Annotated in this window: 9 protein-coding genes; 5 read left to right on the top strand and 4 right to left on the bottom strand. The window is 71.2% G+C overall.

Annotation, left to right across the window (positions count from 1 at the left end):
- Positions 1 to 17 precede the first annotated feature (17 nt).
- The 4 genes from ABGB21_RS21610 to ABGB21_RS21625 all read left to right on the top strand — a co-directional run bounded on the left by ABGB21_RS21610 (position 18) and on the right by ABGB21_RS21625 (position 7,518).
- Positions 18 to 1,106, top strand: a complete 1,089-nt coding sequence (locus tag ABGB21_RS21610) for an ABC transporter ATP-binding protein (protein ID WP_347652475.1) — start codon at positions 18 to 20, stop codon at positions 1,104 to 1,106.
- A gap of 412 nt (positions 1,107 to 1,518) precedes the next feature.
- Positions 1,519 to 3,879 (top strand): polysaccharide lyase family protein, encoded by a 2,361-nt coding sequence (locus ABGB21_RS21615; RefSeq protein WP_347652476.1) that lies wholly within the window; start codon positions 1,519 to 1,521, stop codon positions 3,877 to 3,879.
- 60 nt (positions 3,880 to 3,939) lie between these two features.
- The gene (locus tag ABGB21_RS21620) at positions 3,940 to 5,925 is read left to right on the top strand and encodes a hypothetical protein (RefSeq protein WP_347652477.1); all 1,986 of its coding nucleotides are present in this window, start codon (positions 3,940 to 3,942) and stop codon (positions 5,923 to 5,925) included.
- A 153-nt stretch (positions 5,926 to 6,078) separates the two neighbouring features.
- Positions 6,079 to 7,518: a serine/threonine-protein kinase gene (locus ABGB21_RS21625; RefSeq protein ID WP_347679233.1), complete on the top strand. Its 1,440-nt coding sequence runs from the start codon at positions 6,079 to 6,081 to the stop codon at positions 7,516 to 7,518.
- A gap of 37 nt (positions 7,519 to 7,555) precedes the next feature.
- Here ABGB21_RS21625 and ABGB21_RS21630 read toward each other — a convergent pair whose 3' ends face one another.
- Both ABGB21_RS21630 and ABGB21_RS21635 read right to left on the bottom strand, forming a co-directional pair.
- Positions 7,556 to 11,815, bottom strand: a complete 4,260-nt coding sequence (locus tag ABGB21_RS21630) for a trypsin-like peptidase domain-containing protein (protein WP_347679235.1) — start codon at positions 11,813 to 11,815, stop codon at positions 7,556 to 7,558.
- Complete coding sequence (locus ABGB21_RS21635; protein WP_347652480.1) at positions 11,805 to 12,116, bottom strand: CU044_2847 family protein; 312 nt, start codon at positions 12,114 to 12,116, stop codon at positions 11,805 to 11,807. The genes ABGB21_RS21630 and ABGB21_RS21635 overlap by 11 nt, the downstream gene beginning before the upstream one ends.
- Positions 12,117 to 12,619: 503 nt before the next feature.
- Between ABGB21_RS21635 and ABGB21_RS21640 the strand changes: the two genes are divergently transcribed.
- The gene (locus tag ABGB21_RS21640) at positions 12,620 to 13,882 is read left to right on the top strand and encodes a nucleotide sugar dehydrogenase (RefSeq protein WP_347652481.1); all 1,263 of its coding nucleotides are present in this window, start codon (positions 12,620 to 12,622) and stop codon (positions 13,880 to 13,882) included.
- A 33-nt stretch (positions 13,883 to 13,915) separates the two neighbouring features.
- Here ABGB21_RS21640 and ABGB21_RS21645 read toward each other — a convergent pair whose 3' ends face one another.
- Both ABGB21_RS21645 and ABGB21_RS21650 read right to left on the bottom strand, forming a co-directional pair.
- The gene (locus tag ABGB21_RS21645) at positions 13,916 to 15,106 is read right to left on the bottom strand and encodes a glycosyltransferase family 4 protein (RefSeq protein ID WP_347679237.1); all 1,191 of its coding nucleotides are present in this window, start codon (positions 15,104 to 15,106) and stop codon (positions 13,916 to 13,918) included.
- A 153-nt stretch (positions 15,107 to 15,259) separates the two neighbouring features.
- The gene (locus ABGB21_RS21650) at positions 15,260 to 21,097 is read right to left on the bottom strand and encodes a TIR domain-containing protein (RefSeq protein ID WP_347652483.1); all 5,838 of its coding nucleotides are present in this window, start codon (positions 21,095 to 21,097) and stop codon (positions 15,260 to 15,262) included.
- Positions 21,098 to 21,194: the final 97 nt, after the last annotated feature.

Here is a 21,194-nt window from a genome sequence, read left to right on the forward strand (position 1 = left end):
CGAGGAAAGGACGGACGTTGGCCCAGATCGTGCTGCGGAACCTGGTGAAGACGTACCCGGGGACCAGGACCCGCGCCACCGACGACATCAGCCTCGAGGTGCGCGACCGGGAGTTCCTGGTGCTGGTCGGCCCGAGCGGTTGCGGCAAGACCACGCTGCTCCGGATGATCGCCGGGCTGGAGACGCCGGACTCGGGGACGGTGCAGATCGGCGGCCGGGACGTGACCGACCTGCCGGCCCGCGAGCGTGGTCTGTCGATGGTCTTCCAGTCGTACGCCATCTTTCCGCACCTGCGGGTCCGGCAGAACATCGGTTTCGGGCTGTCCATGCGCAGGACGCCGAAGGCGGAGATCAGCCGGCGGGTCGCCGAGGCCGCCGAACTGCTGCACCTCACCGACTACCTCGACCGCTATCCGGCGCAGCTCTCCGGCGGCCAGCGGCAGCGGGTGGCGGTGGCCCGGGCGATCGTGGTCGACGCCGACGTGCTGCTGATGGACGAGCCGTTGTCCAACCTGGACGCGCTGCTGCGGATGGAGTTCCGTACCGAGTTGAAGCGCATCGTCGGCCAGCTCGGCACCACGACCGTCTACGTGACCCACGACCAGGCCGAGGCGCTCTCCCTCGGGGACCGGGTCGCGGTGCTGCGGGAGGGACGGGTCGCCCAGGTGGGCCCTCCGCTGGAGGTGTACGACGCCCCCGCCGACCAGTTCGTCGGCGGTTTCCTCGGGGCACCACCGATGAACTTCCTGCCGGCCCGGCTCGACCGGTCCGGTGACCGGCCGGCGTTGCGGATCGGCGACCAGCGCACCGCGGCCCCGTCCGGGCTCGCGGAGCATCCGGACGGCGAGGTCACGATCGGCGTCCGGGCGGAGAACATCGAGGTGTTCGACGCCGACGGACCGGACCGGTTGGCGGCCAGGGTGGAGGTGGTCGAGCCGACCGGGGCGACCATCCTGCTCACCGTCGACCTGGCGGGTCGGCGAGTCAAGGTGCAGACGCCGCCGACCTTCCGGATCTGCCCGGGAAGTCCGGTGTGGTTGGCCGTCGACCCGGCGATGATGCGGTTCTACCGGCCCGACTCGTCGGCGGTCCGGCTGTCGGACTAGCGGGCCGGCTGTCGGACTAGCGGGGCGACCCTTGACAGGCCGTGTCCCCGGCCGCAACAATCTTGAAACCTGAATCGATTCAAGCAAGCGCTTTCCTGTCGACGGCGGCTGCAGCGCCGGCACCGCCACCTGCCATCGTTCTCCTGCCTCGAAGAGCCGTTCAGAGACCCACCTCTCCGGACGACGGTGCCGCGCGCGCCGCCGGCTGAATCGTTCACATCGCAGCTCCGCCAGCCTCGCGACATCCGACGGCCGTACCGGTACGGCCGTCGACGACGCCGACGCGCGTGCCGCCCCGGAGATCCGCCCGGAGGATCCCGCGCACCCGTTTCGACAGGAAGATTCCGCTCACCCGCCACCGCCGGCTCCCGTACCACCGACGCCCGGCACGGAGAACAGGAGAGTCAGTCACATGGCCGCAGAGATGTCCCGTCGCACCGCCCTCGGCCTGGTGGGTGCCGCCGCCGCGGCACCCGTTCTGCTGGGCCGGGACGCCGCCTCGGCGGCGCCGAAGTCGCCCGACGTTCAAATCCTGATCAACGGCGCGCCGGCGGCGCCCGGCACGTACCCCTTCCCGGGCGACCTCGACGCGCTGGTGCTCGACAACGGACTGATCCGGTTCACGTTCGGCCGGGACGACGCCGCCGGCGGCATCCTCACCGGCTGGACCGACGTCTCGATCACCGCGACCTCGGTCGTGGTGGACGGGGTGGAGCTGGCGCACAACCTCAACGGCACCGCACCGTTCGACCCGGACCGGCAGCACTCGTTCTACGTCGACGCGGCCGGCGGGGCCAGCCGACTGGTCTGCACCGAGGTGCGGGTGCTGCGGGTCAGTAGGGACCTGGTCGAGGTGGCGTTCGTGGACAACACCAGCCCGCAGCTGCGCCACGAACACCACCTGATCATGCGGCGCGGCAAGCGGGGCCTCTACGGATACAACATCCTCACCGCAGTGGTCGCACAGTCGATCAACGAGGTCCGGATGAACACGCGATGGGACCGGGCCATCCTCGACCACGCGTTCAACTGGGAGCGCGGCAAGGGCCAGCAGCCGACGTACGCCTACCTGGCAACCCAGGGCGGCGAGACCCAGCCGATCGACGGCATCAACAACCCGAACCTGCCGTCGCCGGAGAGCAACTCCGGCAACCTGCCACCGGGCAGCCGTTACACGAAATACGAATGGAGCCTGTACCACCACGAGAACCCGATGTTCGGGCACTACGGACACGGCTTCGGCGCCTGGTTCACCCCGCTCGGCGGGGTGACCGACCAGACGCTGTGCGCCTTCTACGGCGTCGGGCCCAACCACCAGGACCTGGCCATCCACCAGGACGCGATCATCTGCAACTACTTCGGCGCGAACCACTACGGGCTGCCGGCGTACCCGCTCTTCCCCGGATATCAGCGGCTGTACGGGCCCTGGTACACGTTCGTCAACACCGGCGACCCGGACGACCCGGACACGATGATCGCCGAGGCGGCCCGGACCGCCCAGGCGGAGATCAGGGAGAACCGGGCCGGCTCGTCCTGGATCGCCGACCCCTTCTATCCGCCGCCCAGCGAACGCACCACGGTCACCGGTCGGCTGCGCATCGCCGACGGCCGACCCGCCGGCGGGCACTGGCTCCTGCTCTCCACCCAGGACGTGACCGACGTCTACACCATCCACGAACCGACCTACTTCGTGAAGACGGCCGACGACGGCACCTTCAGTCTGCCCGGGATCCCGCCGGCCTGGCAGCCGGGCACCCGCACGCCCGGCACGTACACCCTCTACGTCTTCGCCGCCGGCGGCTCGGTGACCGACCAGCTCAAACTCACCGGAATCACGGTGGGCGGACGAAAGCAGGACCTCGGCGACATCGAGTGGGCGCCGACCAACCACACCACCTTCCTCTGGCAGATCGGCTCCGCCGACCGGATGGGCGGCGAGTTCGCGCTCGCCACCGACCCGGAGACGTTCGCCAACCCGCGCAACTTCGACAAACCGGCCCGGATACCGGGCGACCTGACCTTCACCATCGGGGAGAGCTGGGAGCCGCAGGACTGGTACTACGCCCAGACCAACGCGGGCACTTGGACGGTCGCGTTCGACCTGGACCGGGCGTACAGCGGCACCGCGTACCTCACGCTCTCCAGTTCCATGCAGCGCAGCGGCCGCCCCACCGTGGCGGTCAACGGTGCCACCAGCGGGATCACGGGTTCGCTGCCGAACAACAACGACTCGACGATCGCCCGCCAGGCCGACCGTAGCGGCTACCCCCGGCTCGGCACGCTCTCCTTCCCGGCGTCGATGTTGGTGGTCGGGAGGAACACGATCACGTTCACCCGCGGCGCGGGTACCCGGGACGGCAACGGATTGGGCTGGGACACGCTGCTGCTGGAGGTCGACGAGGACACCGCGCCCGGCCGGGCCCGGCTGACCGGTCGGGTGGTCGACGTCGACCGTGGAGACCGCGGCCGCCCGGGCACGACGGTCTGGACGGTCGAGGTGACCAACACCGGCGGCGGGGCCGCCAACGACGTACGCCTGGACGGCTTCGCGCCTACCGGACCGGGCAAGGCCGGCAGGTCCGGCCACGTCGTCACGAGCCGGGATCCGGAGCGGTTCCCGGTCCCGGTCGCGGCCAGCATCCCGCCCGGCGGCTCCGCGACGTTCCAGGTTCGGGTGGACTTCACCGGAGCCCCGACCCTCTCCCGGCGCAGGTTCGAGGTCCGGGTCAGCGCGAACGGCGGGCGGGCCCGCACCGTCTTCACCGGACGCTGACCGTCCCCGTGTGCCGCGCGCCGACCGGACACCACCACCCGATCCGACAGGAGTGAACCAATGGAGAATCCGGAACAGCCGGACCGACGCCACAACGCCGGTGCGGACACCGACGGCACCCGGGGCACCTCGAGACGGACCCTGCTGCGGGCCGTCGGGGTCTCACCGCTGGGCGTGGCGGTCGCGCACGCGGCCGGCCCGACACCCGCCGCGGCGAGCCCCGACAGGCGGGGCGGGGCCGCCGCGGACGCGTGCGTGCGCCGGTTCGGGGCTCTCCCGACCGCGTCGACCAGTACCGTCCAGGACCGGGACCAGATGCTCTGCCAACTCGGTATCACGCTGCCGACCCTGCGCTCCTCGTGGCTCGACGACCCGAACCGTCCTCCGAACGTGACCGGGAAACCCGAGGACCGGCTCTGGTTCGACTCCTGCGGGCACCCCATGCGACGGGGGGCGCTGTTCGGGCTCTGGACAAGCTACGACGACGCGACCGGTGACGGTGCGATCGGCGTCGGAACCGGCGACAACCCCGAGGTCGACGGCTGGGAGTACACCCCGATCGACCTGCTGACAACGAAGAACGGCACCCCGGTACGTACCGCCGACGACTGGTGGGACAAACGCCGTCCGGAGATCCTCCAGGCGGCCCGGGAGGAGCTGTACGGCAGGATCCCGGACCGCCGACGCTGGCCGAGGATCACCTGGGAACTCGGCGAGGTCAGCTACGGCGAGGCGGACGGCGTCGCGTACGCCGAGCGGACGGTGACCGGCAACCTCGACACGTCCGGCTACCCGCAGGTGCGGAACGCGCCACGGATCTTCGGCACGCTCCGGATACCCCGGGCGGCGTACGAGGCCCGGGCCACGGTCCCCGTGGTGGTCGTCTTCGGTGGCACGGGGCGGTGGTCGAACCTCGGACCCGAGGGGTGGGGCATCTTCGGGTTCGCCAACGCCCAGCTCCAGCCGGACCGGGGCGGGGCCAACCTCTCCAGCTACCTCATCGGGCTGGTCAACAAGGGGAACTGGCGCAAGCCCGGCGACTGGGGCACGTTGGCCGCCTGGAGCTGGGGTATCAGCCGTCTGATCGACTTCTTCGCGGCGCCGACCGGATACGTCGGTGTCGACGCGAACCGGATCGGGGTGCAGGGGCACTCGCGGTACGGCAAGGCCGCCACCGTCGCCGCCGCGTACGACCCCCGGATCAAGGCGGCGTACGCGAGCTCGTCCGGTTCCCTCGGCGCCCGGATGAACCGCCGGCACTGGGGGCAGGACCTCGAGGTGGAGGGCGACTACCCGGACAACGCCGGCGAGAGCCTGGAGTACCACTGGATGGCGGGCAACTACTTCAGGTGGATGGGTCCGCTGGTCGACGATCCGGAGAACCCTGGCGTCGGCCTGGCGAAAAAAGGCACCTACAAGCCCCGCAGGTTGGAACTGATGAGTGTCGACGGACACTCGATGGTGGCGTTGGCCGCGCCGCGCGTGGTGTACATCACCGGCGGCAACAACAACGACGCCTGGGCCGACCCCCGGGGCATGTACCTGGCCGGCGTCCACGCCACCGCGGTCTACAACCTGGTCGGCGTCGACGGACTGGTCGTCCCGCCGGGCACGGAGTTCACCTCGGGCCCGGGCGAGTCGATCGGTGGCACCCCGCCGTTCGACCAGGCGTTCACCGACGGGTACATCGGCTACCGGCGGCAGAACGCCGGCCATGTCGACGCCCCGGGCTGGCCCGCGTTCGTCGAGATGTGCCGGAAGGTCTTCGACGTCGCGCCGTTCCCCGACGCGACCGACGTCAAACGGGGAAAGACGGTGAGCAGCGGGAAGTGGACGGTGACGGGCCTGGCCGGGCCGACACCGGTCAGCGTCGTCAACGGCGAGTACCAGACCCGAGGGGGCTGGAGCAGCAGGCCGGGTGTGGTCGAGAACGGGCAGCAGCTCCGGGTCCGGCACACCAGTTCCCGCCACGCCGACGCGCCGGTCGTCACCACCCTGCGGATCGGCGCCGCCACGTACACCTTCACCAGCATCACCGCCGGGTAGCTGCGCCGGGCGAGGTGACGCCCACCGTCGGTACGGTCCGGGTCCGCGCGGGACGACCCCGGGCGGACCCCGTACCGACACCGGCCGGTCACCCGGTGGCCACCCGGCCGGCACGATTGCGTACCGGAAGCGACTGCTGGGTACGGTGTGCACGTGCTGGAATCGGGAGTCGTGTTGGGCGGCCGATACCGTCTCGACGAGCGGGTCGCCACCGGCGGGATGGGTGACGTGTGGCGCGGCACGGACGTCGTGCTGGGTCGCCGGGTGGCGGTCAAGGTGTTGCTGCCGGCGCTGCTCGCCGACCCCGGTTTCATCGCCCGGTTCCGGGCCGAGGCGCGGATGCTGGCCGCGCTCCGGCACCCCGGAATCGTGCAGGTCTACGACTACGGCAATGACGACCAGCCGACCGGCCGGGCCGACTACCTGGTCATGGAGTACGTCGACGGCGAACCGCTCTCCGAGCGGATCCGGGCCGCCGGACGGCTGGGACTCGTCGAGACGCTGCGGGTGGTCGGTCAGGTCGCCCAGGCGTTGCACGCGGCGCATCTGCGCGGGATCGTGCACCGGGACGTCAAGCCGAGCAACCTGCTGGTGCAGGCCGACGGCACGGTCCGGCTGCTCGACTTCGGAGTGGCCCGCTCGGTGGAGATAACCAGCATCACCAGTTCGAACGCGGTACCCGGCACCGCCCTCTACATGGCGCCCGAGCAGGCCTCCGGGCGGCCGGTCTCGGCGGCCACCGACATCTACGCCCTGGGGGCGGTCGCCTACCAGTGTGTCGCCGGCAGCCCACCGTTCACCGGCGACACCCCGCTGCAGGTGGCGGTGAAGCACCTGCACGAGCAGCCGCCACCGCTGCCCGACACCGTGCCGGAGGCGGTCACCGCCCTGATCGGTCGGGCACTGTCCAAGGAGCCGGCCGACCGTTATCCGAGCGCCGCGGCCTTCGCCCGGGCGGCCCGGGCGGCGGCCCGCCACCCGTCCGTGACCGAGGCCGACGCCGCCGCGCTGGCCGTCGTCGGCGGTGCCGGCGGGGACGACGCCGAGGCGGACAAGGCACCGGTTGTGGCCATCGCCGGTGCGGCGCCGGACGGCGCCGGTGGGGCGCCCGCCGGACGAACCGGGCGGCCATCGCACACCCTGGCCGACAATCCGGTGGTGGTGGCGTCCGGCGACGACGGTCGACCGGAGCGGTCCGGCGTCGGCCCGCTGACCCTGGCCGGGGTCGCCGCTGCGGTGGGGATCGTCGCGGCGGCGGTCACCGCCCTGATCGCGATCCAGTGGCCCGACGGCGCCCCGGCGACGAACCTGCCGACGTCGCCGACGGTCACGGCGGGCCCCAGTACGCAGCCGAGCCAACCGGAGGAGACCAGGAGCGCGGAGTCGGAGGGCCAGAACAATCAACCGGGCCGGCCGACCCGCTCGAAGAGCCCCACTCCGACGCCGAGCGCGAGCCCGTCCAGCCCGGACCCCGGGCCCGGGACCGATCCGACCGTGGCGCCGACGACGCCGGCCGAGCCGACCACGCCAGCACCGACGACCGGCGGTCCCGCCGATCCGCCCAGTGGTGAGGTCAATCCGAACCAGGGCTAGCGCTCAGGAACCCGGGCCTCCAGCCACGCACCACAGCTCAGCACCGTGGGGCCTGGTCCGGATCGTTGCCGATGGCTTTCCACGCTTCGGCAACCGTCTGCGTGCCATGCAGTGCGGCGCAGACGTCGGACACCACTCGGTCGGGGTCGGGATCCACAATATTGATCTGCGAATACACGCCGGCAACGGCGATCAGACCGGTGTCGGGTTGCACGGCAAGAGCGTTCGAAGAGGTGGAGGTGCGTACCGCCGCCAAGAATCGCTGTGTCGACACCTCCCACAGACGCAGCGAGACGTCATAGTCACTGACCGAGGCAAGTGTGTCGCCGTCCGGCAGGAAGTCAACTCCCCTGATGGCGCCGCCATGCCCGCTCAACGCACCGCCGACCTCTTTTCTGCTGGCGACGTCCCACAGCCGCAGCTTCCGGTCGTTACCACCGCTGGCCAGGAGCGTACCGTCCTGGTTGAACGCCACCGCACTGGCAAATCCGTGACGGCCATTCAGGGTGTCGACGAGATCACCGGTACGCGGGGCGCGCAGCTCGATCGTCCCGTTGCTCAACGGTACGGCGAGCAAACTCCCATCCGGGGAAAAGTCGATATTGCCTCCCGGATAGGGGTCGTGCGACACGTCGTCGGGTTCGTACGTTATCAGCACCGGTGGCGAGTTGGGGCTGGCGAGATCCCATAGCACCAGCCGAAGACGTAGAATCGTGACGTCGCCCGAATTTATCGCGTCCAGGGACGGGCCACCGAACGCCGCCAAGACCCTGCCGTCCGGACTGTACTGGACGGCGTAGGGCACCGTGCCATCTCCGGTGGCGCCGGGCCTACCCGCCTGTCCGGTCGCGAGATTCCACAGGCGTACGGTTCCGTCGGCGCCCGCCGTCGCCAGCGCGGCGCTGTCCGGTTTGAAGGAAAGCGAAGTGACCACGCCGGTGTTCAGCTCACGGACCACGGACTGTTTGGCCAGGTCCCAGAGCGTCACCACGCTGCCTCTCGTGAAGGCCAGCAGACGTCGGTCCGGACTGAACGCCACGGCAGTGGGTGCGTGGGACTGGTCGATAACCCTGGTCTGCGCCCGCCACAGAATCGCCGACCGGTCGAGGCTGCCGCTGAGCACCGTATGTCCGTCCCGACTGAACCCGACCGACACCACGCCTTCGGTGTGTCCGACGAACGAGCGGACGGCGGCACCGTCGACAACCCTCCACCACTGAACGCTTCTGCTTCGGTTCATACCGGCGATCACGTGTCGCCCGTCCGGGCTGAACACCGCCTCCTTGACGAACTCGTTTCCGCCGGGTGGGCGCAGTATCGGAACGCTGGCGGCCCGGCCGGCGCGTACGTCCCACAACCGCACCGTGCCGTCGGCGCTGCCACTGGCCAACAGCCGGCCGCTCGGACTGAAACTCGTGCTCGTCACGTATTTCTCGTGGCCGTTCAGAACCGCCACCCGGCGTCCGGTGGCGGTCTGCCAGACCCGGACGCTGTTGTCGCCGCCACCCGCCGCGAGCAGCGAGCCATCCGGGCTCAACGCGACTCCGAACGCGGTGCCGCTGCCCTTGTCGTAGGTACGCACCCGCCGTCCGCTCGCCACATCCCACAACACGATGCTGGGTTCGCTCCGGGATGCGGTTGCCATGGAGGTCCCGTCCCGGCTGAACGCCATATTGACGGCGTCGCCGGGCAGGCTGCGAATGAGTTCGCGGGTGCGTACGTCCCACAACCGCAGCCGATGCTCGGCTCGTTCACTGGCGTGGGCGGTGCCGAGTATGTTGCCGTCCGGGCTGAACTCGACGATTGGCAGGTTGCCGTCCGCGCCGGTCAACTCGGCGACCTGTCGGCGACTTTCGGTATCCCACAGCGTCACTGAGCCGTCGGATGCCGCCAACGCGGCGAGCGTGCCGTCCGGACTGAGAGCCGTGTCGAACAGCCGGGCCGCGACGGGGCCGAGCACGCCCCGGTAGGGAATTCCCTGTGCACTCAGGATGGCGCCGCGCGACTCCTCGGTCGGCGCGGCCTGCCATGCCGCAATCGCCAGCAACAGCGATCGGCGCGGGTCGCTGTCGCGGGTGGCCAGCGCCTCCGACGAGTGCAGCCGGGACAGCGCGACGGCTCGCTGCTGCTCGGCCCGGTACCGTTGCTCGTCCGCCACCCGCTGTTGCCACAGCGCCAGCCCGCCCGCGACCAGGGCTGCGACGAGCAGGAACGCGAGCGCCACCACCCCACGACGCAGTCGCCGGTTGTTGCGCCGGACGGTTTCGCGCGCGGATTCCTCCGCACCCTCGCTCGCCGCGACGAACTCACGTTCCACGTTCGAGAGGCCGGTCAGGCGGTCGTCGCGTTCGGCCAGCCACGCCCGGGTGTCGGCCAGCCGAGCACCCCGAATCAGGCTGCCACCGTCCCGATCCAGGCTCAGCCAGTCGTTGGTCGCATCGGTGAGCCTGCGGTGCACGATGAGACCTGCCCGGTCCTCGCTGAGCCAGGTGGTCAACCGTGGCCAGGCACGCAACAGGGCTTCGTGGGCGATCTCGACGGTGTCCTTGTCCAGGGCTACCAGCCGGGTGGCGACCAACCGGTTGAGCACGGTCACCGAGTCGTCGCCACCACCGGTCAGTTCCGACTTCGGCACCCTTCGACGGGTGTCATCGACACCGTTACCAACAGCCACCATCGTCAGCAACATCCGCCGGGCGATCTTCTGCTCCGGCTCGGACAACGAGGTGAACAGCCTCTCCGCCGCCTCGCTGATCGCGCCCCGAACGCCACCGGATTCCTGGTAGCTGGCCAGGGCCATGGTGTTGCCGCGCCGCTTGTTCCAGGTGGCCTCCAGCGCGTACGCGAGCAACGGCAGGGTACCCGGTTGGTGACCGGCGGCGTCGACGACGTCCTCGAGTACCCGATCGACCAAGCCCCGCTCGATGTCGAGACCGACGACGACTGCGGGTCCTTCCACGACGCTCCGCAGTTCGGCGATCGTCATCGGACCGACAAGAAACTGGTTGTCCTGAAGGATCTCGGCCAGGCCCGGTTCCTCGGCGCAGGCGGAGAAGAAATCTGTTCGCAGGCTGGCGAGCACCAGCGCGCTCGGGGTGGTCTCGTCGCCGGCGACGCTGTCGGCCGCCGCCCGCAGGGCCGCGATGAACGCAGCCCGTTCGGTGGCGTCGCCGCAGAGCGTGAAGATCTCCTCGAACTGGTCGACGATCAACACCACCGGCCCGGCACGGTCGAGTCCCTTCCTACCCGCGTCCGCGAGCGCCGCCTGGCGGGCCAGCGCCGCGAACCTGATCGGGGCGTCCCGTACCTCGTCCACCAAGGCTCCGACGGAACTGCCCGCCAGAACCGCCATGTGGCTGACCAATTCGGTCAGCGGCCTCGAACCGGGCGTCAGCCGGATCCGTGGCCAATCTGCCGAACCGGGAATCGGGAGGTCGCCGCGCGACAACGCCGGCACGAGACCGGCCTGCAACAAGGACGACTTGCCCGAGCCGGATACGCCTACCACGAGCAAGGGCAATCCCCGATCCCTGGCCACGACCAGTCGATCGACCAGCTTCGCGGTCAGCTCCTCGCGGCCGAAAAACCACTCGGCCTGCCCCGCGGTGAACGCGGACAAGCCGGGATAAGGGCAAATACCTGGTACGGGCGGTTCGACGTACTCGGCCTTCTCGCTCGGCCGCGGCTCGACACCGACATCGCGCAGCAGGGGTGCCAGGTCTTCCGTTCGCGCGACCCAGACCGTGTCCCGGCCCCAGTTGTCATTGGTGTTGTACCGGGCCGACACGACACCCACGACCGTGCCATCGGCACCCCGCACCGGGGCACCCGACATCCCCCGCATCACCGCGCTAGCCGTCAACCGACCCAGCCGTACCCCGTCCCGGGTCGTACCACCCGCCCAATGCCCTGGCGCGTCCAGGAAGCGATACTCCTGAAAGTCCGGCAGATCCACCGAGCCGGTGACCACCACCTCGGCCCGAAGCTCGACGGCATCCGTGGCCGCCACGCCCGGTGCGACCGCAGGAAGCCTGCCTTCCGCGCGCAACACGGCGAGGTCGTGCACCCGGTCGACGTTGACGATCCGCGCCGCGAAGCCGTGCCCACCAGCCAACGGATCCACCTGCACCACGCCACCGATATCTCCGGTGTCTGCCGTGCCCACGCCTATGTTCCGCAGCACATGCCAGGCCGTGACGAACACGCCGGGCGCTACCTGAAAACATGTGCCTTCGGGGCGGCCCGCCACATCGAGAACCCGGCCAAGGAACCCCGGAACCCTTTCGTCAGGCATCATCGAGGTTGTGCTCCGCCGCAGCGCGGTACGTCAGTGCCACCTCCAGAGTCGCCTCGCTCGACACACCCGCGACGATCACGCTGCCTTGCGCCGAAAACTTCAATCCGAACTTGACCTCAACCTCGTCGGGCCGCAACGACTGCTTACCCAGTTGTGCGATGGTGCCCACGGTCGACTTCGCCACCGCGACAATAGCGTCCTGGGCGCGATCGAACGCGTCCGTCACGGCGTCGCGCACCATCTCCCCGCGCCCGGTCTCCTCTGAACCAACCGGACGGGCCACCTCGACCTGAAGCTCCACACCCGCCACGGAGACGGGAACTACCACCGAACGACCAGTCAACGACGCCTCCCCAGGCCAATGCCACGATCCTCGAACCCGATCGCCCTTGTGACGTGACGACTACGGCCGCACCATACCGATAGCGCACAACCCGCGCCACAGCCACAAAACCTGGCTGATCGAAAACGACGTCCCCGAGGTCGCCCAGGCCAAGCCGCTCGGCCACCGGCTTGCTACCCCGGTACGACGGCCCAGGACCGGGTGGGCGGGACCACGTGGAAAGGACCGGGGGCGAGTGGCGGCGGGGCCGGTTCCGGAGCGTCGCCAACCAGCTTGCCGCCATGCTGCCTACGCGGTGGGATTCGATGACGACCGCCCATCAAGAGGGGCGGTCGCCGACCCGGCACGGCGTCCGCTGACCTGATAACGCGAGATAGTTCCCTTTATCCGCGTTTCCAATGTGATCACTGATAAATCATCCTATGGTGTGCACCACGTTGTCGCCCACCGTGGGAGCCCAGATGAGCAGGGAAAAGCTCGTTGTCATCGGCCAGGGGTACGTCGGCCTTCCGCTCGCGGTGTCCGCCGTGGAGGCCGGACTCGAGGTGGTCGGACTGGACGTCGACGCCAGCCGGATCCGGCAGCTCGGCAGCGGGCACTCCTTCGTCGAGGACATCACCGACGCCCGGCTCACCGCCGCCCTGGCCACCGGGCGGTACCTGCCGACCGGCAACTACGCCGACGCGAAGGACTTCGACGTCTGTGTGATCAGCGTGCCGACGCCGCTGCGGGACGGCGTACCCGACCTCAGCTACGTGGAGCAGGCCGGAACAGCGCTGGGCCCGTACGTCCGCCCCGGCTGCACGGTCATCCTGGAGTCGACGACGTACCCGGGCACCACCGAGGAGCTGCTCCGGCCGGTGCTGGAACAGGGCAGCGGGCTGCGCAGCCCGGGCGACTTCCATCTCGGCTACAGTCCGGAACGGATCGACCCGGGCAACCGGACCTGGCGCCTGGAGAACACCCCGAAGGTGGTCTCCGGTCTCGACGCGGCGGCACTGAGCCGGGTCGACACGTTCTACCGCCGGATCGTGGAGCGGACCGTGCCGGTCGACTCGACCCGGGTCGCCGAGCTGACCAAGCTGATCGAGAACACCTTCCGCCAGGTCAACATCGCACTGGTGAACGAGCTCGCGGTGTTCAGCCACGCACTCGGCATCGACGTCTGGCAGGCGATCGGGGCCGCGGCGACCAAGCCGTTCGGCTTCATGTCCTTCACCCCGGGGCCGGGCACCGGCGGGCACTGCCTGCCGATCGACCCGTGCTATCTGTCCTGGCAGGTGAAACGTCGGCTCGGCCGGCAGTTCCGGTTCATCGAGCTGGCCGGGGACATCAACCACGCGATGCCCGAGTACGTGACGCAGCGGGTGATGGCCGGCCTGAACGCCCGGGGGCGGGCGATCCGGGACGCGAACCTGCTGGTGATCGGGCTGGCCTACAAGCGGAACACCGGGGACCTCCGGGACTCCCCCGCGGTCGACGTGACCAACCGACTGCTCGCCCTGGGAGCGCGGATCAGGGCGGTGGAGCCGTACGCCGATCCGGGCACCGTCCCGGCCGGGGTCACCGTCGTCGAGCTGACCGAGGCGGAGGTCCGGGCCGCCGACGCGGTGGTGGTGGTGACCGATCACGACGGTCTCGACTACGACATGGTCACCCGGACCGCCCGGTACGTCTTCGACAGCCGCAACCGGTGCACCGGGCCGGACGTGGAACGTCTCTGACCCACCGCGTCACCACCACCGGCAGTAGGCCGTTCAGCGGCAGCGGGCCAGCGTGGGTACGGGCTCCACGTACTCCGGGGCCCATCCGCCCCGGGCCAGGGCGAGCCGGTGGTAGAGGTCCCGGGTGGCGGCCACCAGGCGGGGAGTTCCGAACGCCTCCCGGGTGTCGGCCGCCGCCGCCCGCCCCATCCGCCCCCGCAGTTCGGCGTCACCGAGCAGCCGCAGCACCGCACGGCACAGGCCGTCGAGGTCCCAGCGGTCGCAGAGCAGCCCGGTCCGTTCGTGCCGGACCACCTCGGCCACCCCGCCGACGTCGGTGGCGACCACCGGCCGGCCGGCCTGGGCGGCTTCGATCACGGCCAGCGGGGTGCCCTCGTGGTCCGAGGTCAGCAGCACGACGTCGGCCGCGGCGTAGACCGTCTCGACGTCCGACCGCCAGGGCAGGAAGGTCACCGCCAGGTTGTCGGCCTCGGCGGCGGCGACGGTCTCGGCGAGGTGGTCGCCCTCGCCGCAGAACAGGAAGCGGGCGTCCGGCACCCGTCGGCGGACCGCGCGGGCCACGGTGAGCACCCGGTCGGGTCGTTTGACCGCGGTGACCGCCCCCACCGAGGCGACCACCGGTCCGGTCCCCGCCAGTCCCAGCCGACGGCGGGCCTCGACCCGGTCCGGTACGGGCGACAGGCTGGCTCCCGGCGGCATGACGGTGTACTGGTCGGGGCGGCCGATCCGGGCGGCCAGAAGCTCGTCGCGGACCTGGGTGTTCACCGCGACGAGGGCGGACGTCGTCCGGGCGAGCGCCCACTCGAGGCCGGTGGCGTACCGGGTGGTCGGTGACCGACGCCCGGCCAGCGGATGGTCGTGGTAGCTGTGCACCCGGATCGGCACCCGGCACGCCAGGGCGGCAGCCCGGGCCAGGGCGCCGCTGAGCGGATCGTGGCTGTGCACCAGGTCCGGCCGGAACTCGCGCATCGCCGTGACCAGGGCGGACAGTGCCCGCAGCCGGTCGGTCGGCCGGGCCGTACGGCGGAGTTCCGGCAGCAGCCGGACCGGTACGTCGGCGGCCCGGAGCCGTCGGTAGTCGGGCTCGCCCGGCTCGACCGGACCGGCGTAGAGCCGCTGCTCGAAGCGGTCCGGGTCGAGGCCGCGCAGCAGGGCACCGACCTGCGGGGCGGCTTCCCCGACGGTCATCCGGGAGATGATCCGCAGCACCCGAAGTGGTCGCATTCTCAGACCTTTCGCGAGTCCCGGCATCCCCGGTCGGCGGTGGTTCCCACCAACCAGGAGAGATGCCCGAAATTCACTCTTGGTCCGTTATACCGCCTATGGACACATTTCCGGATGTGATCAGCGGAAACTACTGACCGTGACGACGAGCGTCTAGAAAGGTGCCTCGGAGGGCAGTCGGCGTACCTGGGTCAGGTACGCGTCGAGTTCGCCGACCTCGAACCGGCAGGTGCCGACGGCGTGCCAGAACTGTCCGACGCTGTCACCTTCCAACTTGTACCGGCCGTCCGGGCTCAGGGCCGCCCAGCCGTCCTTCAGGCCGAGCAGGGTCAGCCGGGGCTGCGCGTGCTCGGGGTCGACCACGTCCCACAGCCGTACCGTGCCGTCGTCGCCGCCACTGGCCAACAGGGTGCTGTCCGGACTGAACGCCACCGACCAGACCCGCCGGCTGTGCCCGGCCAGGATGCCGTGCCGCCGCCCGGTACGCGGATCCCAGAGCCGGATCACCAGGTCGTCGCCGGCCGTCGCGAGCAGGGTCCCGTCCGGACTGAACGCGGCCGTCCAGAGCCGACCGGTGTGCGCGGTGAGCACCCGCAGCCGGGTCCCGGTCCCGGTGTCCCAGACCGCGGCCGTACCGTCGTTGCTCGCACTGGCCAGCAGCCGGCCGTCCGGGCTGAACACCACCGCGTACACCCGGTCGGTGTGGTGCTCCAGGACCAGCCGACAGGTGCCCGTGGCGGTGTCCCAGAGCCGGACCAGCCGGTCGTCGCAGCCGGTCGCGATCGTCGCACCGTCCGGGCTGAACGCCACCGACCGGACCCGACCCCGGTGCGGGGTGAGCGTGCCGATGTGCCGGCCCGTGGTCCGGTACCAGAGCCGTACCGTGTCGTCGTCGTTGGCGGTGGCCATCACGTCACCGTCCGGGCTGAACGCCTCCGCCCAGACATGGTCGGTGTCGACGTCGAGTTCCCGCTCGTCGAACCCGGTCTCCACGTTCCACAGATGGACACCGCCGTCACCGCTGGCCGCGGCCAGCAGCGGCGAGCCCGGGCAGAAGACGGCCGAGATGAGCCGGTCCGCGGTACCCGCGAGTTCCCGGACGCAGCGCCCGCCGCGCGGGTCCCAGAGCCGGACCACGCCGTCGTTGCCGCAACTGGCCAACGTCGACCCGTCCTCCCGGAAGGCGACCGACGTGACCCGACGTCCGTGCCCACGCAGGGTGTGCTGGCACTGGCCGGAGGCCACGTCCCACAACCGGGTCGTGCCGTCGTTGCTGCTGGTCACCAACTGCTCGCCGGAGGGGTGGAAGGAGACCGGCCAGACCGAACCCCGGTGCCGGCTCAGCTCGTGCCGCAACTGGCCGGAGGCCACGTCCCACAGCCGCACCCCGCCGTCGCTGGAGGCGACCGCCAGGGTGGCACCGTCACCACTGAACCGTACGCTGTAGATGGCACCGCCCTGCCGGGCCAGGGACCGGACCGGCCGCCCGGTCGCCGGTTCCCAGAGGCGTACCAGGCCGGAAGTATCCCCGGTGGCCAGCAGGCCACCGTCCGCGGCGAAGTCCACCGCGTAGACGTCCGCCTCGTGGCCCCGCAGCACCAGCCGTTCCGCGCCGGTCGCCGCGTCCCGGATCCGGACCCGGCCGCCCTGCCCGGCGACCGCCAGCGACGTGCCGTCCGGACCGATCCGCAACCGGTATCCGACCTCCGCGTCCCGGTGCTCGTAGCGGAGTTCGCCGGTGCCGGTATCCCAGCCCCGCACGGTGCCGACACTGTCCCCCACCACCAGCAACGTCCCGTCCGGGCTGAACGCGGCGGTCCAGACAGGCGACGCGTGTCCGGGCCACTCGTGGCGGAGCTCGCCGGTCGCGGTGTCGAAGATCCGGACCACCCCGGCGGCGTCACCGGCGGCCAGCCTGCCCCGGCCCGGGTCCACGGTCACCGGCCAGACCCAGTCCCGGAACCCCTCCAGGACGTGCCGCAGGTCGCCGTGGTCCGCGTCCCAGAGCCGGATCGTCAGGTCGGCCGACGCGGTCACCAGCTGGTGTCCGGCGAGGTCGTAGTCGACCAGGTAGACCCGGCTCCGGTGCCCCTGCAGGGTCCGCACCGGCAGGCCGGCGGCGGTGTCGCAGATCAGCACCCCGCCGTCGTCGGTGCCGACCGCCAGCGTCGCACCGTCCGGACTGTACGCCGCCGGGTCCGGGATCCGGCCCACCTCGAAGCCGTATCCGACCCCGACCGCCGGCGGGGCCAGCCCGGGCACCACCGGCCGACCGGGCGCGACGACCGCACCGCGCAGTTCCGGGGCGAGCAGCAGCGCCGGATCGGCCGCCACGTCGATCAGGGCCGCCCGGTGCCACCGGCCACCCCGTACCGCCGCCTGCCGCAGGTCGGCCCGGAGCAGCCGGGCCCCGCCGAGGTCGGCGCCGCGCAGGTCGGCCTCGGCCAGGTTGGTCTGGTCCAGCCGCGCGCCGGCCAGCCGGGCACCCCGCAGGTTCGCCCCGCGCAGGTTGGTGGAGACCAGTCGGGCCTCGCCGAGGTCCGCCTCGCTCAGGTCGGCACCGGCCAGGTCCCGGTGCGAGAGGTCCTCACCGCGCAGCACCGCGCCCCGCAGGTCGGCCCGGGCCGGCAGCCGTAGCCGGGCGCTGAGCCGCAACGCGTTCGCCCGGACCGTCTCACCCGCCGACTCGTCGGCGAGCACCGTCGCCGTCCACCGTTCACAGCGCGCCGCGTCGGCGAGATCGGCGAGGAAGTCGACGGTGAGCTGGGAGAGCGGACGCCGGGTCAGGGCGTTCGGGAACTCGCCCCGGTTCAGCCGGTCGGCCAGGTCGTTGGCCACCAGCCACTCCACCACCGAGGCGTGGATGAAACCGAACAGCCCCTCGTCGGTACGGACCAGCAGACTGCCCGCCCCCACCGCGTGCGCCGCCTGCTGTCGGGAGAGCCGGAAGTCGGCCAGGTCGGTCAGCGTCTCGGCGACCTCGGCGATCTCGGCCAGCCGCAGGTACGACTCGCCGCTCTCCCACAGCCGCAACGCCAGCCGGGTCACCGCGGTCCAGAGTTCGCCGCGGCCGAGGTTGACCGGCACCCCCGGCACGTCCCGGGTGCGCCGCTCCTCGAACTCCAACCAGGACGCCAGGATCTCCCGGTAGAGCGCCGCCGCGCTGAACGCGCTCGCCCCGGCCACCGCGGCGAGTCGCCGGTTGTCCAGGTTGGCGATGAAACCCAGCATCCGTGGGTTCCGGGAGAGTCCCAACAGGTCCTGCACCCCCCGCAGCAGGTCCATCCGCTCCTGGGCGGCCTGCTCGTCGCCGCCGTACCGGTGCCGTAGGTAGGTACGGATCTGCCCCGGGGTGAAGTCCTCGATGGTGAGCACCCGACGGTGCGGCAGCAGCCCGACCCGCTCTCCGAGCGCCGTGAAGACCTGGGAGGTCGTCTTGAAGTGCTGGGTACGGCTGCTCACCACCACCTTCGCCGCCCCGTCGGCGGCGTGCAGCAGCGCCTCCAGGTGGTCGGCGGCCCGGTCGTAGGTGACCCGGGCGACAAGTTCGTCGAAGCCGTCGAAGAGCAGCACGATCCGGCCCTGCCGGAGCATGAACCGGAACGCCTTGAGGTCGATCACCTGCTCGCCGTGGTTGGCCAGGTGGGCGGCGACCAGACCGTCGACCGAGTGTGCCTTGTCCAGCGCGCGCAGCTCCACCAGGATCGGGATCAGGTCCGGTGCGGCGGTCGGCAGCCGACGGGCCACCTCGCGCAACGCGAACGTCTTGCCCCGGCCGAAGTCGCCGAGGACCAGGACGAACCGGCCGTCCGGCTCGGTCACCAGGTCCAGCAGCTCCTCGACCACGTCCTCCTGCACCCCCTGCTCCCCGCCGACCAGGTGGCGGTAGCGCTGGGGGACGTACAACTGCGGCGGGTAGAGCTGGTCGGCCTGCAGGCGCGCGGTCTGCGCCGCGACGTAGTCGCGCAGGTCGAGCAGGCCCTGGAACTCGGTCAGGTTCACCACCCGTACGCCCCGGCGCAGCGCCTCGTCGTACTGGGCGCGGGGCAACCGCGGTCCCTCGTAGACGAGTTCCGAGCCGATCTCCGGGTTGGCGGCGTGCACCCGACGGGCGAACTCGTCGATCTCGGCCGGGCCGGGTGGCCCGAGAGTCACCCCGATCCGCTGCTGCCGGACCACGCCGTCCTCGCGGTAGGTGACGAACAGGTGCGGCCGCTCGCCCTCGGCGCGCCGCCCGTCGATGCGCCGGATCAGCACCCGGTCGTGCCGGGCCTCACAGACCTCGGTGATCCGGTCGAGCAGCTCCTCGACCGGGTCGACGACCTGGTCGGGGTCGTCCACCCGGTATCCACCCCGGTCGGGTGCCAACTCCGGACCGGCCGCACCGACCCCGGTCGCCTCGCCGGGACCCGAACCACGCTGACCCGGCACCTGGGTCGGCCCGGTGGTGCCGAAGGTCGCCTCGACCCTCGACCAACGCCGGGGGATCTCCTCACCGGCGTCGTACCGGTCGTCCCGGCCGAGCACCCAGCGGGTCAGGCCGGTCGCGCCGATCCGGAGCACCTGGGCCCGTCCGCCGGTGACCGCCGGGGCGAGCGGCAGGTCCCGGTCGTCGGTGTTGCCCGGGGCCGTGGCGCCGGAGACCAGCAGGTTCAGCATCGGCGCGACGAGCCGGCCGAAGGTGGTGCCGTCGCGCAGCGCGGTCTCGGCGACGGCGCCGGGCGCGACCGGGTACGGGTCGACGTCGCCCGGGGTGTGCGCCATCACCCCGAGCCGCAGCCACCCGGTCTGCTGGTACGGCCGCAACCACTGCGCGAACCAGCTGGCCTGGGCCTCACCGAGGTGTCCGTAGTGGTCCTCGTCCCGGTGGCTGTCGGCCATCGTGGAGTTCAGCCCGGCCACCACGACCTGCAGGTCCGGTACCGCGTACAGGGTCCACGGCTGCTCGCTGTCGAAGATCGGCTCGTCCAGCCCTTGGTAGACCTCGTCGAAGAGCCGGGCGTAGTGCCGCCACTTCGGCCAGTACGGCGGCTGCGGGTCGACGTCGTCGGCCTCGCAGGTGGCGAAGTAGGCGCGGCTCGCCGCCCGGGTGATGTCGCGGGGGCCGGGAACCACCACCAGCCGGTGCGGCTCCAGCCCGACCAGCACCCGCAGGCCGGTGAGGAAGCTCAACGCGTCCTCGAACTCCCGGGCGCTGCCGGACTCGGTGAGGTTGCCGGCGACGACGATCAGGTCGGGCCGGGGCACCCCGTCGTTCATCAGGAGGGTGAGCTCCCCCATGATGTTCTCCTGCAGCTCGCCCGGGGTCACCGGTGCGCCCGGCTCGATCAGTCCCCGGCCGAACCGGGGCCCGGCGACCTGCAGCACGGTCACCGCCGTACGGGTGCCCGGTCCGGCGCTCACCGTGGGAGGAAACGGTGGCGGGTTGATCGGGGTCCGCCGGGACCGGATGTGCCCCCGCCTCGCCCCGGCCGCCACCTGCTCCAACACCCCGACGCCGGAGCTGCCGGGCCGCCCCGGGAAGCCCGGGTCCTCGACCGGTTTCGCCCGTCCGTCGAGCGCCTGGCGGATCCGGCCGAGGACCCGGTTGCGGGCCTCGACGGGGTCGACGACACCGACCAGGTCGACGTACGTGATGGTGGCGAGCAGTCCGTCCAGCGGACAGTCCTCGATCCGGACGGTGACCAGCTTGTGGCCGACGCCGGTGGGGTCGGCCCGGAGTGCCGCCTGCCACTCCAGCTTGCCGTAGGTCGACCGCAGGTAGCGCTCGGAGAGGATGGCGACCACGACGGACGCCTCCCGGACGCCCCGGTCCATGAAGTCGATGAAGTTGGTGCCCGGTACGAAGTCCCAGGCCTGCAACATGGTGCGGTAGCCGGCCGCCTCGAACTCCCAGGCGAGCCAGGTCGCCCAGCGCTCGTCCGCCGGCGAGTAGCTGATGAAGAAGTCGATGGGCCGTTCGGCCCGGGCTGACGGCACGCGACCTACCATCCGGACAGTATGCCGGGGACGGGGAGCTTTCCGGCGTACCCGCGACGCCGGCGGCCGGGCCGGACGACGCCACCTGCGGCCCCGCCGGGCGACCCGT

This window comes from Plantactinospora sp. B24E8, assembly GCF_039871735.1.
GTDB lineage: Bacteria > Actinomycetota > Actinomycetes > Mycobacteriales > Micromonosporaceae > Plantactinospora.

Bases quoted from the DNA above. Each gene is read 5' to 3' on its own strand.
- ABGB21_RS21630 (WP_347679235.1), bottom strand. From the start codon at position 11,815: ATGATGCCTGACGAAAGGGTTCCGGGGTTCCTTGGCCGGGTTCTCGAT.
- ABGB21_RS21620 (WP_347652477.1), top strand. From the start codon at position 3,940: ATGGAGAATCCGGAACAGCCGGACCGACGCCACAACGCCGGTGCGGAC.
- ABGB21_RS21650 (WP_347652483.1), bottom strand. From the start codon at position 21,097: ATGGTAGGTCGCGTGCCGTCAGCCCGGGCCGAACGGCCCATCGACTTC.
- ABGB21_RS21645 (WP_347679237.1), bottom strand. From the start codon at position 15,106: ATGCGACCACTTCGGGTGCTGCGGATCATCTCCCGGATGACCGTCGGG.
- ABGB21_RS21615 (WP_347652476.1), top strand. From the start codon at position 1,519: ATGGCCGCAGAGATGTCCCGTCGCACCGCCCTCGGCCTGGTGGGTGCC.
- ABGB21_RS21640 (WP_347652481.1), top strand. From the start codon at position 12,620: ATGAGCAGGGAAAAGCTCGTTGTCATCGGCCAGGGGTACGTCGGCCTT.